The organism is Halomonas sp. 25-S5 (assembly GCF_029889845.1).
Classification (GTDB): Bacteria; Pseudomonadota; Gammaproteobacteria; order Pseudomonadales; family Halomonadaceae; genus Halomonas.
Genome location: NZ_JARANV010000051.1, coordinates 1 through 3,473, shown reverse-complemented (window position 1 = coordinate 3,473; position 3,473 = coordinate 1). Strand labels below are relative to the sequence as shown.

Sequence of the window (3,473 nt, the reverse complement as noted above, 5' to 3'; positions counted from 1 at the left end):
TAGGCCTGCGTCGAAGTCAGCTCGTTCATGGTGTCCTCCTTAGGATTGGGTGACACCAGTCTGACGGACGTTATTCAGCTGCATAAGATGGGGTTTGTGGAGCGCTTACGAAGACTTGGGCTTTGGGGTCACGGATTCAGGAGCCTACTTCTCCTGGGCGAAGGCTAACCTGCTGCTCAAGCGCCTACCGCTGCCCAAGGCAAGGATCGTACACCGGGGAGTCTTTCAGTGAAGCTGATGATTGAGGAGCCGAGTGCGTCAATCGCGCACGCTCGGATCTGTGGGGGGGGGGGGCCGGGACGAGCAATCGCCCGGTCTATCCGACCCAGATGCATATCACGGGACGTTTACGATCTGACGTTTTGATCATTTGTCCTCACCCCCAGATCGCTCAAATGCCAGTCAGTTAACACTGACTGGCATTATGTGGGACGCTAGCCAAATTCACGATCGATTATCATTACTTCGCTAGAACTGGAAGATGGCACTGGCCTGCAGACGGCTGGCATCGTTGGAGCTGCCGCTAACCTGTTCGACATCGACATTCTGATATTCAAGGCCTACTGCCAGGCGTTGGGTGACGTCCCAAATCACGTTCGCGAAGGCATAATCGGCAGTCTCGAACTGGTCACCATAACGAACGGGAAGGTCTTGGTCGAGGCGGGAAAAACCAACGGAGCTGAACCAGGCGTCAGTCCAGTTATGGTTGAGCGATACACCGAAAGCGTGTGTCTCGACGGCCTCGAGTTCGTTATTATCATTGACGTAGACATCGGGTGCGTTGCGATGTCCCGTATTGCCGGGGTTGCCCATGTAATTACCGATACCTTCACCGTAAGTGGCGGTACCCTTCAGGCTGGTCATTGGCGTAATAGGTAGGCGGAATTCCGTACTGACGCCATATCCCGTGGTTTCGTCATCCACGGAGTTTGTGATGTCATTGGTAGAGAGATGACGGAGCACACCGGCCAGAGAAAACAAGCGCTTGTACTCATAGCGTACCGTCAAGTCGGGGAACTGGCTCTCACCGCTGGCTACACCCGCATCGTCGCGGGCAATGACCGTATCCGGGTCCTCCACGGAGAACGACAGGTCGCCCGCGCCAACCGGCTGGGTGTAGCGCAACTGGGCTTGGCGTTCAAATACATACCCCATGGGATCACCCAGTGCCAGGGTGCGCGTCGCCCCGACGAAGCTGTCGAAGTTCGTCCACGTCTGTCCAGCGAGAAATCTATTGAACTCACCATAGGCATGACGCAAGCCAAAATTTCCATCAGGCAAAAAATGACCCTCAAAGTAGGTCGTCAAACGACCATAATCGGTCATTGTGTGTGTGCGGAAGTTAAGGCGCGACTCATAGGCAGTAAAATCTGTTCTGCCATCCGTTCGGTTATCTGAGTTCAGGACCCGAAAAGGGGAGGTGGATTTCCCAAGATCATAGTCAAAATCATAAAGCATATCGAGCTTGACATAACCACCAAAGGCGATATCGGTTTTAGTCCCCGGGATATTGATGGTTGAGCGATGATTCCACGGTGGACCGACGCGGCTTGGCTCGCCGGTGACCACGGGTTGGCCCGCTTCTACGACATCGAAGGCATATGCGGGAGCCGTCGCCATGCTTGCCACCCCTGAAACGATTGATACGCAGAGAGTAAGTTTTGTCATCTTGAATATTGTTATATTAGATCGCATTAGTAAGATATCCTTTCGATGTTGGGAGGTTGTAAGATTGATTGCCATGAACGAGTATGCGCTTTAAGTCGACGGGGAAATTAATTTTTCACCATCCCCATGTTTTTCTGATAAAACAAGGTCATGCTTCTTTTGTCTATCTTCCTGAATTTCGGAAGGCGCCATGCTGGTGGAGCAAATGATCTGCTTACGCATTTTGTTCTCCTGCTAAATTTTTATTGCCTTGTTGAGTACACAATAAGAACTTTGATTCGTCCCTTGCACCCAAAAGTTAAAAAAAAAAACACTTCCTGTCAACACCCTGAATCCATGAAGTTGGCCTCGGCACTCTTCCTCCCGGGATATTCATGAGGGAGTGCTGAAAACGAAGATAGCGAATGGTGAACTCCTGGAGAATCAGTCAGTTCCGGAAAGAATGCGATTCCAAGAGGCCATCCGCTATGGGTGAAACCCGCCTCATTCATCGGGCTGAGATAGAAAAGAAGATAGCGAGCAGTTTCTCTTGTAGAATCAAGATGTTCCTACCAGAACACGATTCAAGAGGACCACTCGCTATGGGTGAAAGCGTATCTCCCTGGATTCCGTCCTGCAACGGGTCCATCCGCGTTGAGCTCGACGGCCAGCGCACCACCAGCGACAGCGGTGCCTTGCTGCTGCGCGAAGCCCTCGACAACAGCGGTGTGATCGATGCGCCGGAGGACAACCTGGTCGATCAGCGCAACCCGTTGCGCATCCGTCACTCGTTGGCCAGCCAAGTGCGTACCGTGGTGCTGCAGCGAGCCATGGGCTGGATCGATCTCAGCGATACCGACACGTTGCGCCGCGATCCGCTCTGGCAACTGGCGTGCAGCGATGCGCGCGGTACAACGCCATTGGCCCAGAGCCGACCGTCTCAAGCTACGCTGTCGCGGCTGCTGACCTGCCTGGGCCGGGGCGACAACATCGACGCCGTGCACGAGGGCCTGCTACGGCTGGTGGTTTGGCGTCTGACCTCGCTGAACAATGGCGAACGACCCATGCACCTGACGTTGGATATCGACGGCCTGCTGATCGAGGTCCACGGTCACCAGGGCGGTTCGGCGTTTCATGGGCACGTGGGCGCACGAATCACTTCGCCGCTGGTCGCCTCGCTGGCCGAGACCGGCGACATGGTCGGTGGCCTGCTGCGCGAGGGCAACGCCGGCCCGGCCGAAAACGCCGACACCTGGATTCCACACTTGGTACGGCGGCTCAATGAGAGTACCGGGGTCCACTGTAGCCGCGCCAACTCTCGGCATTGATGCTTAAACGTTATGAATAGACGATCTGTGAGTCGGATATAGAATAGATAGCCCGGCTCTCAAGCGGCTTGATGACGTTGACGTGGCCCGATGCCAGCAAACCCACGGTCCAACACCCTCATTCGGCACCCTCATGAATGAGGCGGGGTCAAGGGTAAAGCCGCTCACACGGCGCAGCTGAACCCGCTGCGGATGGCCTTCCTCATCGATTTGCACGGCGGCGACAAAGGGGAACTTGTGCTCAGCGCCGCGCCCGCGCTTTCCGGGCCGCTCACCGCCCAGGTAGGCGTCATCGATTTCGATGCGCCCGGAGAGCCTCTCGCCCTGGTTGCGCTCGTGCATGACCTGCAGCAGCTTGTGCTTGAGCTTCCAGGCGGTGTTGTAGTTGACGCCGAGCTCCCGGGACAGCTGCAGCGCCGAGATGCCACTCTTGCGCTGCGTGAGCAGGTAGATCGCCAGACACCAGGTGGTCAGCGGCAAGTGCGTGCCATGGAAGAT

At 55.7% G+C, this 3,473-nt stretch carries 2 protein-coding genes and 2 pseudogenes; 1 reads left to right on the top strand and 3 read right to left on the bottom strand.

Going from position 1 to position 3,473, the window contains the following annotated elements; translation table 11 throughout:
• Positions 1-468 precede the first annotated feature (468 nt).
• Positions 469-1,620, bottom strand: coding sequence for a DcaP family trimeric outer membrane transporter (locus OP498_RS18200; protein ID WP_280554770.1), 1,152 nt, complete (start codon positions 1,618-1,620; stop codon positions 469-471).
• 138 nt (positions 1,621-1,758) lie between these two features.
• Complete coding sequence (locus OP498_RS18195) at positions 1,759-1,890, bottom strand: hypothetical protein (RefSeq protein WP_280554769.1); 132 nt, start codon at positions 1,888-1,890, stop codon at positions 1,759-1,761.
• A 320-nt stretch (positions 1,891-2,210) separates the two neighbouring features.
• On the opposite strand from OP498_RS18195, the pseudogene OP498_RS18190 reads away from it, so the two are divergent.
• A pseudogene (locus OP498_RS18190) lies at positions 2,211-2,942 on the top strand (transposase); the annotation flags it as partial.
• Positions 2,943-3,125: 183 nt separating this feature from the next.
• Here OP498_RS18190 and OP498_RS18185 read toward each other — a convergent pair.
• Positions 3,126-3,473: pseudogene (locus OP498_RS18185) on the bottom strand (IS1595 family transposase); the annotation flags it as partial.